General features: G+C 35.9%; 13 protein-coding genes. 7 read left to right on the top strand and 6 right to left on the bottom strand.

The annotated features are described in order from the left end of the window. Positions 1-2 precede the first annotated feature (2 nt). The 3 genes from IEV85_RS13940 to IEV85_RS13930 all read left to right on the top strand — a co-directional run bounded on the left by IEV85_RS13940 (position 3) and on the right by IEV85_RS13930 (position 5,001). Positions 3-2,228: a GAF domain-containing protein gene (locus IEV85_RS13940; RefSeq protein ID WP_188464388.1), complete on the top strand. Its 2,226-nt coding sequence runs from the start codon at positions 3-5 to the stop codon at positions 2,226-2,228. A 124-nt stretch (positions 2,229-2,352) separates the two neighbouring features. Beyond that, entirely contained in the window at positions 2,353-3,381 is a 1,029-nt protein-coding gene (hemH, locus tag IEV85_RS13935; RefSeq protein WP_188464452.1) for a ferrochelatase, read from the top strand. Positions 3,382-3,438: 57 nt separating this feature from the next. Next, positions 3,439-5,001, top strand: coding sequence for a tetratricopeptide repeat protein (locus IEV85_RS13930; RefSeq protein WP_188464386.1), 1,563 nt, complete (start codon positions 3,439-3,441; stop codon positions 4,999-5,001). A gap of 3 nt (positions 5,002-5,004) precedes the next feature. Here IEV85_RS13930 and IEV85_RS13925 read toward each other — a convergent pair whose 3' ends face one another. From IEV85_RS13925 to IEV85_RS13910, 4 genes are all read right to left on the bottom strand, one after another. Continuing rightward, entirely contained in the window at positions 5,005-7,218 is a 2,214-nt protein-coding gene (locus IEV85_RS13925; protein ID WP_188464384.1) for a sensor histidine kinase, read from the bottom strand. Positions 7,219-7,745: 527 nt separating this feature from the next. Further along, a complete protein-coding gene (locus IEV85_RS13920) occupies positions 7,746-9,299 on the bottom strand; it encodes an Rne/Rng family ribonuclease (protein ID WP_188464382.1) in 1,554 nt (517 codons plus the stop codon). A 197-nt stretch (positions 9,300-9,496) separates the two neighbouring features. Then, positions 9,497-10,324: a tetratricopeptide repeat protein gene (locus IEV85_RS13915; RefSeq protein WP_188464380.1), complete on the bottom strand. Its 828-nt coding sequence runs from the start codon at positions 10,322-10,324 to the stop codon at positions 9,497-9,499. A 10-nt stretch (positions 10,325-10,334) separates the two neighbouring features. Next, positions 10,335-10,634 (bottom strand): HU family DNA-binding protein, encoded by a 300-nt coding sequence (locus tag IEV85_RS13910; RefSeq protein ID WP_188464378.1) that lies wholly within the window; start codon positions 10,632-10,634, stop codon positions 10,335-10,337. Positions 10,635-10,878: 244 nt separating this feature from the next. Between IEV85_RS13910 and mutY the strand changes: the two genes are divergently transcribed. The 4 genes from mutY to IEV85_RS13890 all read left to right on the top strand — a co-directional run bounded on the left by mutY (position 10,879) and on the right by IEV85_RS13890 (position 14,707). Further along, positions 10,879-11,925, top strand: a complete 1,047-nt coding sequence (mutY, locus tag IEV85_RS13905; protein WP_188464376.1) for an A/G-specific adenine glycosylase — start codon at positions 10,879-10,881, stop codon at positions 11,923-11,925. Between the two features lie 110 nt (positions 11,926-12,035). Further along, positions 12,036-12,506, top strand: a complete 471-nt coding sequence (gene ssb / locus IEV85_RS13900) for a single-stranded DNA-binding protein (protein ID WP_188464374.1) — start codon at positions 12,036-12,038, stop codon at positions 12,504-12,506. Between the two features lie 27 nt (positions 12,507-12,533). Further along, complete coding sequence (gldE, locus tag IEV85_RS13895) at positions 12,534-13,877, top strand: gliding motility-associated protein GldE (protein WP_188464372.1); 1,344 nt, start codon at positions 12,534-12,536, stop codon at positions 13,875-13,877. A 185-nt stretch (positions 13,878-14,062) separates the two neighbouring features. Further along, positions 14,063-14,707, top strand: a complete 645-nt coding sequence (locus IEV85_RS13890; protein WP_188464370.1) for a tetratricopeptide repeat protein — start codon at positions 14,063-14,065, stop codon at positions 14,705-14,707. 3 nt (positions 14,708-14,710) lie between these two features. On the opposite strand, the gene IEV85_RS13885 is transcribed toward IEV85_RS13890, so the two are convergent. Then, positions 14,711-15,139: a hypothetical protein gene (locus IEV85_RS13885; protein WP_188464368.1), complete on the bottom strand. Its 429-nt coding sequence runs from the start codon at positions 15,137-15,139 to the stop codon at positions 14,711-14,713. 193 nt (positions 15,140-15,332) lie between these two features. Then, on the bottom strand, positions 15,333-18,695 hold the full coding sequence (gene mfd / locus IEV85_RS13880) for a transcription-repair coupling factor (protein WP_188464366.1): 3,363 nt from the start codon (positions 18,693-18,695) through the stop codon (positions 15,333-15,335). Positions 18,696-18,819 lie beyond the last annotated feature (124 nt).

Raw genomic sequence — 18,819 nt, 5'->3', positions numbered from 1 at the left:
TTATGAAAAAATTTAATTTCCGTTCCATTAAAAGTCGTTTAATCCTGGCATTTAGCGGCCTGGCCCTCTTACTCATAATAGTGGTAGGCATTACCCTTTCTCAAGTGGGAAATGTTGTGGTTATTGGAGTAAAGCTTCTGGACAATCGCCAACCCTCCAGAATGCAGGTTGAAGCTGTAAGAAGTGAGTTGAGAAACACCAATATCCTATTGCACTCATACCTGTTAAACGGTGAGGCGAGTTATGTGGCAAGCATTGACGACATTTGGGAAAAAAAGATTCTCCCCATTAATGATACGATCAACAACCTTAAAGAAAAGTGGAACAGTGCTGAGAATCTGATTCTGCTGGAAAAAATGACAAGATTGGAAGAAAGGATAAGGAAGAAGCAACAGGAAATAATTGAGAACGCATCCTTTTCAGGAACCAATATTACCATTGATATTACTTCTTTCCCGGAGTTCAAAGCTGACTCTTTAATGGATCCGGTTGCTCTTCAGACCTGGCTTTCTGATGAAATTTTAAGCCAACAGGGCAACTCTCCTAATAACGGAAAACTATTTTTAGAAGAATTAAACCCACTTATTATTTCCTTTGATGAAACTACACAAACCCTGTATGATAATTTAAAAGATGAGACTAAAGCATTAGGCAATGAAGCTTTTGATGCAATAGATCAATTCATCATTATAGAAATTATAGTGCTGTTATTGTACATCATCATTTGTATAGTATTGTTCCGCTTTATCATAAGAAAGATTCTCAAGAGCGTTGACATTGTTAATAATGAGGTTAAAATCTTAAGTGAGGGAAACATTCCGGAGGAAAAAAAGAGTACAGATGATGAGTTGGGAATAGTTTTGGAAGAAATATATAGCCTGTCTCAAAACTTAAGAAATGTGAAAGCTTTTGCCTTAGAAGTAGGGAAAGGAAGCTTTGACAATGACATTTCTGTATTTAACAACGAAGGAGAAGTAGGTAGTTCACTGGCTGAAATGAGAGACAGCCTCAAAAAAGTTTCTGAAGAAGCCGTTATTAGAAACTGGAGTAATAAAGGCTTTGCAGAATTGGGGGACATTTTAAGAAAGTACTCTAACAATCTATCAATGTTAACTGATCATGTAATTACCTACATTGTTAAGTATTTAAATGCAAACCAGGGGAGTATTTTTATAGTTGATGAAAATGAAGAAAATACAAATCTTCAGCTGGCAGCAACCTACGCATATGACAGAAAAAAATTCATAGAGAAAAATGTAGCTCCGGGTCAAGGCTTAGTAGGTCAGGTTTACCTGGAAAAAGAGAGCATCTATCTCAAAGATATTCCGCAGAACTATGTTACAATTACTTCAGGCTTAGGGCAAGCTACTCCAAAAAGTATATTTATTGTTCCTCTTATGGTAAACCAGGAAATTTTTGGAGTGATTGAACTCGCAAGTTTCTATGAGTTGAAAGGATATGAGAGGGAATTTTTGAATAGGGTAGGAGAAAATATCGCCTCGTCCATTCAGGCCGTTAAAATTAATGAGCAAACCAAACAGCTACTGGATGAGTCTCAGCAAATGACTGAACAAATGCGCTCGCAGGAAGAGGAAATGCGTCAAAATATGGAAGAACTGCAGGCAACCCAGGAAGAGATGGAGAGAGGTCAGTCTGAAAATATTGAGCGGGTAAGAGCCATTGAAAAAAGTGGAATTGCTTTTATAGAGTTTAATCCAGACGGAATAGTAGTGAACGCTGACAACACTTTTCTTAATCTTTTTGGTTACTCTAGCCTCAGTGAAATTCAGGGCAAACATCATCGCATTTTTGTAGATAGTGAATATGCTGCCTCAGATAATTATCAGGCATTTTGGAATGATTTAAGAAATGGGGTCAATAAAGAGGGTGTCTTCGAAAGAATTACTAAAGGTGGAAGCAAAATTTTCATTAAAGGAGCTTATACTTATGTAAAAGATCAGAATGGATATATAAGGAAAATATATAAATTTGCTATTGATGTTTCATCAATTTACAGGCAACAACAGGCTTTACTTGCCGAAAAAGAAGCATTAATTGCTCAGGTCGAGGAAATAAACAACCATCTTAAAACGGACTCTTCTGCTGATCTGGAAGCCCTGAGACATCAGACGCTTGAAATAAAAGAACAACTTTTAAAGCAGCTACAGCAAAATGAAGAAAAGCTTAAGAGAAGTTTAGGCTTAGAAAAGAAGAAGCTTAAACTGTAATTGATTAAACTAGTTACTCTTTATTACAAAAAAGTAAAAAGCCCATTGAGAATTCCATGTGGACTATTAAAATATGGATATGCACATGAAACAAACTTTTCAAAACAGGGTTATTAACGCCAATATGCAACAATCAACTCAAGGAAAAACAGGTGTTCTACTTGTCAATTTAGGTACACCGGATTCTACCAATACTTCAGACGTTAGAAAATATTTACGTGAATTTTTAATGGATAAAAGGGTGATTGACATTCCTTTTATCACCAGATGGTTATTAGTAAACTTAATTATAGCACCTTTCAGGGCTCCTAAATCGGCAGCTGAATACAAAAAGCTGTGGGTGGAAAGAGGTTCTCCTCTTAAATTTTACGGAGAAGATGTAACTGAAATGTTGAGAAGCAGGCTCTCAGATGAGTACGTTGTAGCTTTTGGTATGCGTTATCAAAGCCCAAGTATTAAAAGTGCCCTAGAAGAGCTTCTGGCTAAGAATGTCTCCAAAATTATAGTAATTCCTTTATTTCCACAATATGCATCTGCCTCTACCGGATCCGTGCAGGATAAAGTAATGGAGATAGTGAAAGATTGGGAAATCATTCCTAACATCAGCTTTGTAAGTAACTTTGTGGAGGAACCCGGCTTCTATAAAACTTTTGCTGCTTTAGGCCGCAAATATCTGGAAAAGCAATCTTATGATCATGTAATTTTTAGCTTTCATGGTTTGCCGGAGAGGCAAATAAAAAAGGGCTCAGTAGATAATTACTGTCAGCTGGGAAAATGCTGCAATACATATCACAGTAAAAACAGGTATTGTTACAGGGCTCAATGCTTTCTTACCGCCAGGTTAATAGCAAAAGAGCTTAACTTAAGCGAAAACGATTATACAGTAACATTTCAAAGCAGATTAGGTAATGACCCTTGGATTAAACCCTATACAGACATTGTTCTAAAAGATTTAGCAAAAGAAGGAAAACATTCTGTTTTAGCTTTTTCTCCTGCTTTTGTGGCTGATTGTCTGGAAACCACTGTTGAAGTAGGGGAAACCTTTAAAGAAGATTTTATTGAAGCTGGTGGAAAGCAATGGGATTTGGTGGAGAGCTTAAATGACGAGGAAGCCTGGGTAGAAACTCTGAAAACTATTGTTTTAAAGAATTAATGACCATTTAGGTTTTTTTATCCAAAATTAATTAAATTAAGGTGTCCCATTTGTAAGATGCACCTTAGCTTTGTTGCCATACTCATTGTATTAAATGCATGTAATCTCCCCCGAATACTGGCAGAAAATGCTATTGAGAACCCTGACTCTCTCAAGAATTTGCTTGAATTACAATTAGATTCCGTCAGCTTTACTACAGAAGAGGAAGTATTAGCATATCTTGAATTAACTAGTAAACTTAATTTAAGCTCCCCGGCTGATGCTTTAATTTTCGCCAAAGCGCTGGAAAACCAGCTTCTTTTTGAACAAAAAAAGGTAGGAGAGGCTCATATCCATAGTTATAAGGGCAACTATTACTGGAGCCAGGGCATTTACGGTGCCGCATTAAAAGATTATTTTGAGGCTCTTAAATTATTCGAGGAAAGGAAAGACGAATTTGAAGCAATAAAGCAGCTAAATAATATTGGTGAAACTTATAAAAAGCAAAAAGATTATCAAAAAGCTTCTCGCTTTCTAAATGAAGCTTTGATAAGGATGAGCCACCTGAGAAGCGAGGAGCAAAATACCCAGCTTATAATGGTGAATCTGGGTCAACTCTACATGCTTGAAGACCAGTTTGACAGTGCCCTGTATTTTTTAGATAAAGTCCTTTCCAGAACTACAAGAAATAATCGAACAGCCCAGGGGTTTGCTAACTTATACAAAGGCATGATAAAAAGAGACCGAGGTCAGTTTGATTCAGCCTCTCACTATTTTCATAAAAGCCTTGATATATGGGAAGCAGAGAAATTCAAAAGAAGCATTGTTGAAACTAAAGCAGAATTGGCTCAATTAGCCATTATGCAACAAAACTATCAACTGGCTACCACTACTTTACAGGAAATTCAATTAGATGCTAAGCAAATAAATGCGCTTGATATACTTATGCGGATCTATCAATATCAAATAGCACTTTTTAAGCTCAAAGGAAGTAAAGATTCTCTTATTTCTTATTATGAAAAATTCATTTCCATAAAAGATTCTATATTTAATGAAGAAACACGTTCAGAAATTAATAAGCTAAGTATCCAATATGAATTGAGCCAAAGAGAGAATAAATACTATAAGCTAGCGCTTGAGCAGAATATTCTTACCAACGACATTAAAACCCAGAGCCGGTTTTTGATTTTCCTGATACTGATTAGTTTAATTGGATTTATTTTCATAATTGTTCTTTGGAGGCAAAGAAGCAATTTATTAAAAGTACATCAACAACTAAAAACGCAAAAAGAAGAGATTGAGCGCAAGCAAAATGAAATTGCCAGAAAATCACTTGAATTAGCTAATCTTAATAAAGAACTGTATGCGCTGAATGAAAATCTGGAAGAAAAAATTGTTCAACGAAGTGAACAACTTACAAGGAAAAATAAACAAATTGCAAAGTATACCTACTTTAATTCTCATAAACTAAGGGCTCCTGTAGCAAGTGTTTTGGGTTTAATCAACGTGCTGGAGCTTTCAAAGAATGGCATTCTAGACCCTACCATCCTTAATCATTTAAAAAGCTGTGCAATAGAGCTTGATCAGATAATTCACAACCTGAAAAACATTTTGGAAGCCGAAATAGATGAATTGGATTAACTTCTAAGCAGGCAAAGGAAGCTGAATTTTAAAAATTGTTCCCTTCCTCAATTTCGAAGTAAAAGAAATTTTTCCATTGAGGATGTTCAGGGTATCAATTACAATATACAAACCTAAACCGCTGCCCTGGCTACCCTGATGAGCCCTGAAAAACATATCAAAAATTTTACTATGAAACTCCTCGGGAATTCCCAGACCATTGTCCTCCACATGAATTTCATAATACTCTGTGTTCTTGACTGCAGATATTTTTATGTAAGGCTCAGCATCCTGATGAAAATTATGATATTTAACGGCATTTGTTACCAGATTGCTCAAAATGATATGTAACCTCTTAACGTCAGTACAAATCTCAAAATCAGAATCATACATCCTTATCAATTTGACTTTCTCGGAATTGTCATAGTATTTAATATCATGAACAATGCTATCTAATAAATCATCTAATTTAATGGACTGATATTCTATAGGTTTTTTTGAATTAGTAGAGAAGTCCATAATGCTCTTGATGAAATCTTCCAGCTTATTAACGCTGGTGTTCATTAGACCAAAGTATCTCATCCGAAGCTCAGCATCATTTTCATTTTGAGCAATCTGGATTAAGCCGCGCAAAGATTTTAATGGGGCAATTAAGTCATGCGATGATCTGTATACAAAATTGTCCAATTCAATATTGATGGTTTTGAGTTCATCATTGGTGAGCTTTAATTGTTCCTGCTGAGTTAATAATTCTGAAGTTCTTTGCTCTACCATTAGCTCCAGCTTTTTATTTCTAGCACTTAACTTTTGTGTTCTAAAGCGTATAAAAACTAATATTAAACCTACGAAAAGAACGGAAAGAATCAGGTAGTTCCACTTATTTAAATACCATGGCGTTGGAGTATTAATAGTTAAAATAAAAGGTTCAATTTCTAAGTCCTTTAAATAGAGATGCCGAGCTTTTACCCTGAATGTAAATTCTCCTCCATTCAAATTGGTGTACTCCTTTTTGGTTTCCGAATTCCATGGTGACCAGTCTTTATCAAACCCCTCTAAATAGTAAGAATATTCCAACTCCTGAGTAATGAAACTTGGCGTGGCAAAGTGAAAACTTATTGATCTTACTTCTTCACCACTTTGCGAAAAATCTATGAAATCATCGTTTCTTCGTACATAGAAAGTACTATCTTCAACTGTTAGATAACGAAGAAGTGTTCGAGGTTTGAAGTCAAGCTTTTCAGTATTCCTGATCCATTTCATGTAATTCATTCCCAGCGCATTGGCTAGCCAGATATTGCCTCGCCTATCAACAACAGGAATATTATAATACGGTGTGTTTAACGAACTATTTGTCCCAAACTCTTTCAAAATCTCTCCCTGTTCATTAAATATTATTATGCCATTTTCCCAGGAAGTTGCCAGGAATAGCGAATCGTGAAAATGACGCACGGCAAGCAAGGCTCTGTCTCTTCTCAAGAAGTAATCGTTTATCTCACTCTTCCATAAAGAGGTAGTAAAATTAGTTGTGTCCAGCCTGTATATTCCAGATTCAGAAGTAAATATTGTCCACCGGCTTTTACTGTCTTTTACGATATCATAAGCGGCATCATTAGGAAATCGAAAGGTAGAATTTATATACTTAACTGTATCACCATAAGGAACTAATATTCCTTTATCAATAGCTGAGAAAATCAATTGACCACCTACTTTGAAAAGGTGACAATCCTTTAAGTCAATTGCTCTTAATACTTCACCATCCCAAACTAAAGTTCGTGCATAAGAATTAAAATAGACCTTTCCGTCCAATTCCTCTATATACCAAACATCTCTAATTTCCTTTTCTGAATCAAATCTGTTCCTAAGAGAGTAATATTTCATTTTACCAAAGCTATTTCTCTGGAAATATCCTATCTCATCATTTCCGACAGTATATATTTTGTCCCCTACAATTTTAAAATTAGATACCGGGGTAAAATTATTCGTTTGATGCAATAACCAGCTGGCTCCATCAAATTCAAGCAGACCATTTTCATTGCCTATATAGATAATACCATCCTTATCTTCAGCAACTTTATAGTTGTATGAGCTTGCTCTGTATAATGCTCCATCAAAATTTTGAAAAGCAATAGAATCAGAAAACACCTTTTTATTTCCCTGAGCTTTGCTGGGGAGGACATGTAGCACAGATGAAATTATAAGGGCAATTATTTTAAGATCTATAATCGTTAATAATTTCATGTGTATAGTTTCACTTAAGAATGCTCCAATTTATGGGGGCAAACCTGGAATTTTGCATATATTCTTCAGCTGAAGCCTCTCCATAAGGACTTCTCTCTAAAGATTTATTCAATAAATACTCTAATCTATGGTGTCATCATTGTTACTCCATTAAAACAGGCAAAACTGTAGATTTAAGATTCTCCTAAACAGTCATTGTATCTCTGATTGTGATACAATCATCCTTACTTACAAGAAATCAAAAATCTGAATGCATCTCCATAATTATCCCAATTTTTTGACATAAAACAGAATAATAATCTAAAAATTGCATATTAAGCAACGAAAATAACATTTGACTGTGAAAATCAAATTACAAAGATACACTTATAAAACAGTAATATTTTATTGTTAGATGAACCTGAAAAAATACCGGATAGGATTTAAAAAACGGCTAACCAAGAGCAAAGGCTTTCAAGAGTGAGCGTGATAAGGTGGGGTAAAAAAAGGAAAGCCCCACTATTTTAATAATGGGGCTTTCAAATAATTTAATTAAGTTCTATAATTTCTTCATTTGCATTCATAAAATGGTATTCAGTAATAGCAAGTGAACTATCTTCTATCAACCTGACCCACTTACCATATTTAAAGAACCATTTTACTCTGGCAGAGATAATCCCTTTGGTATAATATGAATATAAATAAGGGTGTAAAGAAATTGAAATAGACTTCTCTTTTTGTTTTAATAAAAGAAGATCTAAATCCTCCTCTAATTTATCCGAAATAAGAATTGAAGCAGTAATTTTCCCTGAGCCGTTGCAAGTAGGGCATTTCTCCTGAGTTACAATATTCAATTCAGGCCTAACCCGCTGGCGTGTAATTTGCATCAATCCAAACTTGGATAGCGGCAATACAGTATGCTTAGATCTATCGTCTTCCATGAACTCCTTCATATTCTTGAAAATAAGCTTCTTATTATCAGGATTCTTCATGTCGATAAAATCAACTACTATAATACCTCCCATGTCTCTTAAACGTAGCTGACGAGCAATTTCCTTAGCCGCTTCAATATTAGTATTAAGAGCAGTATTTTCCTGGTTATCCTCAGTACTGGATTTATTTCCACTATTCACGTCAATTACATGAAGTGCTTCAGTGTGCTCAATAATGAGGTAACCACCACCTTTAACATTCACAGATTGTCCGAAAAGCGACTTCAGCTGTCGCTCAATGCCAAAATGCTCAAAAATCTTATTTCTACCGTTGTAAAGCTTTAATATTTTTTCTTTACTCGGGTCCATTTTATGGATAAAAGACTTGATTTCTGCATAAGTGTCCTCATCATCCACATGGATGCTGTCGAATGTTTCATTCAACATATCTCTTAAAATGGAAGATGCCCTACCTACTTCGCCAATAATTTTATCGCGAGGCTGTGCTGTAGGGAGCTTTTTCATCCCTTTTTCCCAGGTTTCAAGAAGGTTTCTTAGGTCTGTATCCAGCTCAGCAACCTCTTTACCCTCTGCCACAGTTCTGATGATTACACCAAAATTTTCAGGCTTTATAGAAGATATCAACCTCGTGAGACGCTTTCGCTCATCACTACTGGATATTTTTTTTGATATGCTAATTCCGTTGGCAAATGGTACTAATACCAAGTATCTGCCCGGTAGCGACAACTCGCAGGATAGCCTGGGCCCTTTTGTTGAAATTGGTTCTTTTATAACCTGAACCAAAATCTGTTTATTTCTTGCTAAAACCTGAGATATCTTACCAAGTTTATCTATTTCAGGCTCAAGTTTGAACTTACTTAATTTGTAAGAGGTGTTATTACGTGTAGTGGCAGATTTAGTATATTTTAATAATGAATTTATCTTTGGGCCAAGATCATGATAATGCAAAAAAGCATCTTTCTCATAACCTACATCCACAAATGCTGCGTTCAGTCCCTGCATTACTTTGCGAACTGTCCCCAGGTAAATATCACCTACACTAAATTGTTCCTCCTTGTTATCGTAATGAATCTCTACAAGATTTTTATCATTAAGAAGGGCAATACGACTTCCGTTTTGAGTTGAATTAATAATTAATTCATTGCTCAAAGCTCAAAGATTTAAGTGAAAACTAAAAAAAAGAATCCTTAAATTAGCTAATTTAAGGAAGTGAAAGAAGAAGTAAATTACTTCTTCTTATGTCTGTTTTTTCTTAGTCTTTTCTTTCTCTTGTGAGTTGAAATCTTGTGTCTTTTTCTTTTTTTACCGCAAGGCATAATTGTAAATTTTTTTGTTAAACAATATTATTATAATTCATTCAAGTAACTATCAACAGCTGCAAGCACCTGTTCATCAGTACTACTATTTTTAATTTTCTCAAATAGGCTCTTCGCTTTTGCTTTTTGCCCATCATTGAAATAACTTAATGCTAAATAAAACATTGCCTGATCATTATCAGGATGGCTCTTTAGCAGAGTATTAAAGCGTTCAATGGCATTTTTATACTGACCGGATTGAATTGACAAAACCCCTAAATTAAATAAAGCCTCCTCATTTTTAGGATCTGCTTCCAGAACCTCCCTTAACATCATAATCCCAGACATGGGGTTATCTGATGAAACGTAAGTCATGGCTATTTTGGTTTTCAAATCAAGTCTGCCCGCATCTTCTGCCAATACTTTTTCATAGTACATTCTAGCTTTTTCACCGAGTCGGTTGGCTTTTTTAGCATCCACAGCAAAAGTGTACGCATCGTAATAGGCATCTCCTATCACCTCATTACCACCAGACGCCAGTTCTGTATACTTAGCGGCACTATCTAATTTACTTCCTTCTTTAAAGAGAAGTGCTAAAGAATCTGCAAAGATAACACTATTTTCTTCATTTTCTGAAGTAAGGTATTTATTTCTTAGCCTGTTGATTTTTGCAAGCAAGTCCGAAGGCATTGCCTCTGAATGAATTGAGTCACTTAAGCCTTCTGATTTAGAATTGCTACCCTCTACAGGCTCTTCATTTTGCTCTTTCTCAGCTGTTATTTGCTCATTTTCGTTATCAACCACTACTTTAGGCAGCAGAAAAAAACCTACTATTAAAACAATGGCAATAACCAGAATAATTATTCTTGACTTGAGCATATTTTACTGCTTATACAGATTCCTTTATATTTTTTGATGACTTAATTTTTTCAACAAAAACTTTTGAAGGTTTAAAACTAGGCACAAAGTGCTCATCAATAACGATAGCGGTATTTTTGGAAATGTTACGAGCAATTTTTCTTGCTCTTTTTTTATTAACAAAGCTTCCAAAGCCTCTCACGTAAATATTTTCACCACCGGCCATTGAATCCTTTACTACAGAAAAAAAGGCTTCAACTGTTGCTGTTACATCTGCTTTGTCAATTCCTGTTTTTTCAGAAATTTCTGTTATCACGTCTGCTTTAGTCACGCTTATTTATATTTATGGTAATTAAAAAAAATTAAATCCCTGTTATTTTGGGAGGGCAAATGTAATTCTACAATTTTGAATTTAAAAGTAAAATCATTGAAATAAATAAAACTAAAATGCCGAATTTCGATTTATAACAGATTAATTATCAAACAATTGTATTGAACTCAGTTCGAATAGCATTAGTTCCTTACATCAAAATATTTCTTTTTATTTTCACTTTATTTATGCATAAAAGTCGCATATGAGTAATGATTTTTCATCCCTTCTGATTTCGTGGTATAGCAAACACATGAGGCAATTACCTTGGAGAAATACCAATGACCCATACAAAATTTGGCTTTCTGAGATAATTCTACAACAAACGAGGGTGGCTCAAGGGCTTCCATATTACCAAAATTTTATTGAAAAATATCCTGATGTTAAGGCGCTTGCTTCAGCTCCTGAAGAAGAAGTTTTAAGAATGTGGCAAGGACTCGGATATTATTCCAGGGCAAGAAACTTACATGCCTGTGCCAAGGAGGTAGTGGAAAAATATGATGGTTTTTTCCCTGAAGATTATATTTCTCTGCAAACCTTAAAAGGAATAGGGAAATACACAGCTGCAGCAATTGCCTCATTTGCCTTTAAAGAAGCTGTACCTGCAGTTGATGGAAATGTATTTCGCGTTTTAGCCCGCTATTTTGCGATAGAAGAAAATATTGCAGACACCAAAAATTTTGCGATTTTCTTTAATACTGCCCTTGAGATCATTCCCAAAGATCAACCAGATTTATTTAACCAGGCAATGATGGAGCTTGGAGCAACTATTTGTACACCTGGCAACCCAGCCTGCCTTGTATGCCCTGTTTCTGTAGGCTGCACCGCCAGAGAAAAAGGAACACAAAAGAAACTACCGGTTAAAGAAAAGAAAGTTAAGGTAAGGCAACGCTTCTTTTACTACCTTATGTGGGAAAAAGACGATAAAATAGCCATGAAAAAAAGAGGCCCTCAGGATATTTGGCAAGGCTTATTCGACTTCGACTTAATAGAAAGCAAAACTGCATTGAATAATAATGTTGTTGAAGAAACTATTCTGGCTGAAGTTCCTGATGCCGAAGTACTGAGTATTTCTGCTCCTGTTAAACATGTGCTTACTCACCAGAGAATTGAAGCGGTGTTTATAGGCTTAAAAAACCCATCTTCAGTATACTTGAAAGAAAGAGAACTTAGCTATTTTAAAAAGGAACAAATTGAAGAATTACCCAAACCCATATTAATTGATAAATATTTGAAGGGAAGAATTAATTAAGTAAATTTATATTTATGTGTAGAAGTACATACCTTTGCATTGTTTTGTGCATCATAGAAGGTGAAAAAACGTATATAAATTGTTAATTTTGATTAAAATTTTGAGAGGCTATGTCAGCAGGTGTTAATAAAGTGATATTGATTGGTAATTTAGGTAAAGATCCTGAAGTGCGTCATTTAGACAATGGTGCCACTGTAGCAAACTTTTCTATTGCTACTACAGAATCTTACAAAGATAGAAATACTGGTCAGAGGGTTGATCAAACAGAATGGCATAATATTGTTTTGTGGAGAGGATTAGCAGAAGTAGCTGAAAAATACCTTAAAAAAGGTGATAGTGTTTTCATTGAAGGCAAATTAAGAACCCGTTCCTGGGAGAAAGACGGTGTAACAAGGTATACAACTGAAGTTGTGGGAGATCAGATGACCATGCTTGGCAACAAAAGAGGTGGAAGTGATGATAATAATCAGGATTACTCCTCTAATAATAATGATTCAGGAATGGGCAGATCTCAGCAAACAGCCAGTGCGGCATCTAATACGCCTGATACGGATAGTGAGATGGATGATCTTCCATTTTAATATAACTAATATTTATCTTAAAAAACATTGGACGACCCTTCCCCTAGTTTATTCTTACTTTCAAGCGTTTTAACGTGGTCACAGGAATGGTTCTACATTCTGAATGGTCTCTTAATGCTTTTATTGTTGATGATGTCTGCTTTGGTGTCAGGCTCTGAGGTGGCTTTTTTCTCCCTTTCTCATGAGGATTTAGCCAGATGCAAAGCCAGTAATCAGCCATCGGAGCAGACTATTATCACACTACTTAAAAATCCAAAGCAACTTCTGGCGACTATACTTATATTAAACAATTTTATTAATGTAGGGATAGTAACGCTTTCAACTTTTTTAACCTGGGAAATTACCGGCACCAAAGATACAGAAGGTATATTGGTGGTGATTTTAACTGCTGTAATAACTTTCCTAATTGTTTTCTATGGTGAAATTGTACCAAAGGTATATGCCAACCAGAACAATCTTAGCTTTGCCCGCAGAATGGGTGGCTTCCTTTCCGGAGCCGGAAAATTATTCAAACCACTTTCTTTTATTCTGATGTCATTAAGTAATATCATAGAAAAGAGAGTGAAGCAAAAAGGGTTTAACATTTCTGTTGATGAATTGCATCAGGCACTGGAAATTACTTCTAATAAAGATACCACTGATGAGGAAAGGGGTATTTTAAAAGGAATAGTAAATTTTGGTACTCTATCGGTTCGGCAGGTAATGAAGTCGAGGTTAGATATTACTGCATTTGACATTGAAGAGGATTACCATGTATTGATGGACCAGATCAATAAAAATGGATTTAGTAGAATTCCTGTTTACAGAGATACCATCGATAAAATTGAAGGCATTTTATACGTGAAGGATCTGCTTCCTTACATTGAAAAAGATGAGCACTTTAAATGGCAGGAGCTTTTAAGGCCAGGCTTTTTTGTTCCGGAATCGAAAAAAGTGGATAGCCTGCTAAAAGATTTCCAGGAAAAACGCGTACATATGGCCATTGTAGTGGATGAATATGGCGGCACCTCAGGCTTAATTACACTGGAAGATGTTATTGAAGAAATAGTAGGGGAGATAAGCGATGAATTTGATGAGGATTTTGACATCGCTTACAATAAGCTGGACGAAAACACCTATATTTTTGAAGGAAGAACTTCTTTAAATGATTTCGGTAAAATTATTGGGGATGACCTAAGCTATTTCGAAGAGGTGAAGGGAGAAAGTGAATCCATCGGTGGTTTACTCCTTGAAATCAATAGCAAATTGCCCAGAGCTGGTGAAAAAATCATATTTAAAAAATATGTTTTTACCGCTGTTTCAGTAGATAACAAAAGAATTAAAAGGGTCAGAGTCTTTATCAATAGGGAAGAACCTTTTCATCCCGGGTAAAAATCTGGTCTTATTTCGTTCCATTGGTGATTGCCGTAAGCTGTTCATTAATCATTCATTTAAATTTCCCAGGTACCAGCTCACACCACAACCAGGACTAGTACAAAAAAATAATGGAAGGCAGAGGCCAGTAAATTATTATTTCTATTTTTAGAGGTCAATATTTCTTAACATTTCCATCCTTTATGAGAATTTATACCTTCCTTTTTATCATTGCATTAACAGGTACAGCCTATGGTCAGGAATTTAATGAACGTGATTCTATAAATAGAGAAGCATCTGTCGCAAATAATAATGGGTTCGCACTTCTTGAGAACGAAGAATATGTTGAGGCTATTGATCAGTTTCGGAAAGCAATAGTTCTGGACCCAACAAAAATTATTTATTACTACAATCTTGCTAATGCTTGTTTAAAGTCTAATAATTATGACTGTGCTCTTGAAGCATACGCAGGTGCAAAGCTTCATTACCCTAACGAAGCTGACCTTTACATGTATACCGGTGATATATACCAGAAACAAAATAAACTAAAAGAAGCTATTCTAGAATATGATAAAGCTATCAATTTAGAAAAGAATGATAATCCTTTAAAATATCTCTTTTATTTTAATAGAGGTAATACCTATCTAAAATTAAAAAATTATAAGGCTGCAGCCCTAAATTACACAAGCACATTAAATGAGCTCCCGGATTACTACGGAGCATATACTAATCGAGGAATGGCATATTATAATTTGAAACGAAAATCCGAAGCATGCAGTGACTGGCAAAAAGCAGTCAAAAACGGGCATGCAGCAGCAAAACAATACATTTCAATGTACTGCAAATAATTCTTATGTTTTTTCCACCCACTCCTCACCAAAAACCACCTCACCAGCCTCCTCCACATAAGGAATATTAATTTGAGCTTTAGTATCATTTTCTTTCTGCAGCAATAATACTAAGGCATCCTGGTCAATATGCTCTTCATCAAAAACATGGGCATCGTAGCAGACTGCAAAACAGAGGGAGAGTTTATTCTTCTTTAGATTTCTTCCTTTTTCTAAAAATTGGTCAATAAAAGAAAGCTTTGGATTATTTTGCAGTGTTGAGGGACTCAATAAATGCGGTTCAGTCTGGCTTTTTTTTACAGTATAAGCAAAAGGGATGATGACAAGTCCCTCCCTTTTTAGTGCTCTAAAATGTGCTTTACAAGTTACAAATAGTAATTGCTCAGCTGAGGTGTATTTTCGATAAAACTGAGGCAGTACTTTTTTCTTCATGTTATAGATTTTGATCCCAAGCTTTAGATGCACAAACTATTTGATTATGCCAATTCAGATTTATGAGACACAATCCTGAGCATCACAGGTGAGACATCATATTTATTTCAACCTGCGGTTGAAATAGGAAAGATTCCCCTCTGCAGGGGAATGACGCCCCAATGATACTTCAGCTTGAAAGTTTCTAGCCTCATTACACCAATGCTTCTGCTCCGGCCATGCTATAAATAATTTCTTTCGCCTGTTGAATAGAATCAATTTCATCAATTTTTAGGATTAATTTATCTTTATATTCCTTCATCTGGCATTTCTTAGGATGCGCTTGCACGAACTGTAAAACCTGTCCGAAAATCGGTGATTTGAAATATTTCTCATTACTGGCAGCCACAAAATACGCTTTGATTGAACCATTTTTAATCAAAAGTTTCTCAAAACCCAGGCGCTCAGCTTTCCACCTGATTCTTACTGTCTCTATCAAATCGTATACCTGTTCAGGAATTTTACCAAACCTGTCTGCTATGGATTGCTCAAAAGCAGAAAGCTCTTCTTCGTTTTTGATATTATCCAGTTGAGAATAAAGACTTAGCCTTTCAGTGATGTTAGAAACATATTCTTCGGGAATCAGTATTTCCAGGTCAGTTTCTATTACGCAATCCTGTGCAATAATTTGTGCTTTCTTGGCTAGCTCATCCTTAAAAAAGTCTGCAAATTCTGTTGCTTTTAGTTCGGATACTGCATCGTCCAAAATTTTATGGTACATATCAAATCCTAAATCGGTAATAAAGCCACTTTGCTCTGCTCCCAACATATTTCCGGCTCCCCGAATATCCAAATCTCTCATCGCTACTTTAAAACCATCTCCCAAATCAGAAAATTCTTCTAAAGTTGTTAGACGTTTTCTTGCATCTGCACTTAGACCAATAGTAGGAGGTGTTAAAAGGTAACAAAAAGCTTTTTTGTTGGAACGACCAACTCTACCTCTCATTTGATGAAGATCGGACATACCAAACATATGAGCATGGTTAATAATGATCGTGTTCGCATTTGGAATGTCCAAGCCTGACTCAATAATATTGGTAGAAACCAGCACATCATATTCACCTTCAATAAATCTCACCATTGCTTTTTCCAGCTTAGGGCCTTCCATTTGTCCGTGAGCCACACCAATTCTGGCATCTGGCACCAATTTGAGAATAATGTTGCCCACCTGCTCAATATCACCCACGCGATTATGTACAAAAAATACCTGGCCTCCCCGTTGCAACTCAAAGCTAATGGCATCACGGAGTACCTCTTCATTAAAGGTATGTAGCTCAGTAGTAACCGGCTGCCGATTTGGTGGTGGTGTGGCGATAACACTCAAATCTCGGGCACCCATTAAGCTAAAATGCAAGGTTCTGGGAATTGGAGTTGCTGTTAGAGTAAGCACATCCACATTTACGCGAAACTCCTTTAGCTTGTCCTTTACCTTTACACCAAACTTTTGTTCTTCATCAATTACTAATAAACCAATATCTTTGAATTTTACATCTTTATTAACAATCCTATGTGTTCCTATCAGGATATCCACTTTACCTTCTTCCAGGCGTTTAAGAATCTCTTTTATTTGTTTGGTTGTTTTAAAGCGGTTGATATACTCAATGGTAACGGGTAAGTTTTCCAACCTTTCACTAAATGTTCTGTAGTGTTGCATGGCCAGGATGGTGGTAGGCACTAAAACTGCCACCTGCTTCCCATTATCTACTGCTTTAAATGCAGCACGAATGGCTACTTCCGTTTTACCGAAACCTACATCTCCACATACCAGCCGATCCATTGGATGGCTCAACTCCATATCTGCTTTTACATCGGCAGTAGCTTTTGCCTGATCCGGAGTATCTTCATAAATAAAGGAAGACTCCAGCTCAGCTTGCATAAAAGTATCTTTATCGGTGGCAAATCCGGGAGCAGACTTTCTTTTTGCATACAGCTTTATCAGGTCCTTAGCTATATCTTTTACCTGCCTTTTAACTTTCTTCTTTTTATTGTCCCATTCCTGAGAACCTAGTTTGGAAATGCTTGGCGTAGTACCTTCCTTGCCACTATATTTCGAAATCTTATGAAGTGAGTGAATGCTTACAAATAGCAAATCATTGTCCCGGTAAATCAATCGAACAACTTCCTGCTTTTTGCCCTGGTTATCTACCTTGTCCATTCCGGCAAAACGACCTACTCCATGATCAATATGGGTAACAAAGTCTCCGGGTTGTAGGTTTTTCAACTCCCGGATAGTAATAGCTTTGGACTTGCTCTGCTTATCCTTTGTTTTATACCTGTGAAAACGTTCAAAAATTTGGTGATCTGTGTAGCAGGCAAGCTTTAACTGATGATCCACAAAGCCTCCTCGCAGGCTAATAGCCATTGATTGAAACTTTATGAAAGAATCGATTTCTGCAAAAATACTTGTAAGCCGGTCTGTCTGAGAAATGGATTCAGAAGTAATTATATTTACTAAACCCTCTTCCTGATTTTGGTAAAGGTTTTCTCCCAGCAGATCAAAGTTTTTATTAAAAGAAGGTTGGGGTTTGGCATCATACTCATAAGTATAATCAGCAGGTTTAAAAAAGCGGTTCCCAAACTCAATTGTCACGTATTTCTTTAATCCTTCCTCAAAACTTTTAGCCGTTTCAAAAAGCATATGAGGCTTCAGGACTAACTCTGTCTCAGATGTCTTAATAATTTGCTCAAAAGATTGAGACGCTTTATCAAAATATTGCTCCAGCACATCCAGCGTGCGCTGATAATCCTTCACCCATATTTTAGTGTTATGAGGAAGATAGTCCAGAAACGACTCGCGAACTTCCTGGAGTAGTCTTGTTTGCACATTTGGTATGATGTTGATATGCTTTACATTATCAATGGAAAGTTGAGATGCTACATCAAAAGTTCTGATACTATCTATTTCATTTCCAAAAAGCTCAATTCTGTAAGGCTGGTCACTGGCATAGGAGAAGATATCAATAATCCCTCCGCGCACAGCATATTGCCCTGGCTCATATACGAAGTCCGTAGGTTCAAAATCATATGTCTGGAGTAATTCCGCTATAAATTCTACATCAAGATTTTCACCCACCTTTGCTGTAAAAGTGTTGGAAAGCAAAGACTTTTTATTAATCACCTTCTCTGAAAGCGCTTCAGGATAGGTAACAATAATTTCTCCTGAAGCAGATTTGTTATTGATCCGGTTCAGAATTTCTGCCCGCATCAGCACATTCGCATTTTCAGTTTCGTCAAACTGATAGGGTCTTTTATAGGATGTGGGAAAGAGTAAAGGATCTTTTTTCTCCAGAAGATTTTGTAAGTCATGCTGAAAATAGGCAGCCTCCTCTTTATCATGCAAAATAACCAAATGGTTCTGATGATTTTGACCTTGAATAGCAGCTACAAAAACAGCATCCAGACTACCTGTCAAGCCTTTGAGATGAAGGTTCTTAGCCTCATTAGGTTTAATAGAAGATGCTATCGTCTGAATAATAGCATCTTCTTTATATAATTTTATAAAATCTTTTATTTTCAAAGTGTTGTCTCTTTTTAAGTAATCTATCGTAAATCTAAATTAAAGAGTAATTTGGTTGAGAAATAATAGTAAAGGTAAACAAACTATTATCATTGATACATAGTTCAGTTAATCAAACGAGTTC

The organism is Marivirga lumbricoides (assembly GCF_014636295.1).
Lineage (GTDB): Bacteria > Bacteroidota > Bacteroidia > Cytophagales > Cyclobacteriaceae > Marivirga > Marivirga lumbricoides.
Note: the sequence above shows the minus strand (reverse complement) of the source record. Positions and strands in the feature narration are given on the sequence as shown.